Here is an 880-nt window from a genome sequence, read left to right on the forward strand (position 1 = left end):
TGCAGCACCTTCTGCAGCGATGCCGCGCAGATCGAGAATGCCAGCCATGCGCTCAGGTAACCGGCCAGGAGAAACAACGACGGGATGGCCGACCTGGCCTCGATCGCGGTGTGGTGCCGCAATACGCGTCGATACAACAGAACGAGCGGCGCTGCGCTGGGTGTCATCATCGCGATCATCATCACCCACCACATGAGGATCACAGCGGGCAGCGACGGATCCATTCCCCCGCCGCCGTCTGCCAGTCGATGCGGGAACAGCGCGATGGCCGTCATATCGAGCGCGGACATGCCGATTCCCGCGCCCATCCACAAGTAGGCCCACGACAACGCGATGGCAGCGACGATGCCGAGCGCGGTGACGACGCGCTCACGTCCGAGAATATTTTCGACGCTGCTCATGCGGCAGCGCGATGCCGGATCAGTCCTTTGTTATTCATGTGCAGTCGCGCGAACTGCGCGTAAGTCCCCTTGAGATCCAGTGCGATGTTTCCGTGCGAGCGGCTGGTGCCGGAGCCGATCTCGGCAAGCTCGTATTCGAAGCCGTGCGGCAAGTCGATTCGAACGCGATGCTCGTCGCCCGACACCGGATTGCGGATCGGTTCGCCGACAACGTCGAAGACGCCCTCGACATGAATCCGGCCGCGTCTGGCATCGACATCGACATCGAAGTCGATCTTCGTAAAGATCGGATCGAATGCCAGCTCGAGGGTCGATGCGAATACGGAGAACATCGTGGCGAACGGCTCGGTGTCCTGGCCCGTCATGATTTTCAGAATGGCTTCGCGTTGCTCCGGGCTGGCCCGTTCGTCGACGATCGGCTGGCACTTGCCCTTGCCTTCGTGGATCGGTCCCGGCCACTGAAATACGACCGCGATGTT

2 protein-coding genes are annotated in these 880 nt (G+C 61.6%); both read right to left on the reverse strand.

Translation table 11 applies throughout. The annotated features are described in order from the left end of the window. Positions 1 to 401, reverse strand: a 401-nt coding sequence (locus tag KHO23_RS34860) for a copper chaperone (protein WP_211617541.1), incomplete at its 3' end; no start/stop codon positions are given. Then, positions 398 to 880, reverse strand: a 483-nt coding sequence (locus KHO23_RS34865) for a DUF1326 domain-containing protein (RefSeq protein ID WP_211617542.1), incomplete at its 5' end; no start/stop codon positions are given. The genes KHO23_RS34860 and KHO23_RS34865, both read right to left, overlap by 4 nt.

This window comes from Paraburkholderia haematera (genome assembly GCF_905220975.1).
Classification (GTDB): domain Bacteria; phylum Pseudomonadota; class Gammaproteobacteria; order Burkholderiales; family Burkholderiaceae; genus Paraburkholderia; species Paraburkholderia haematera.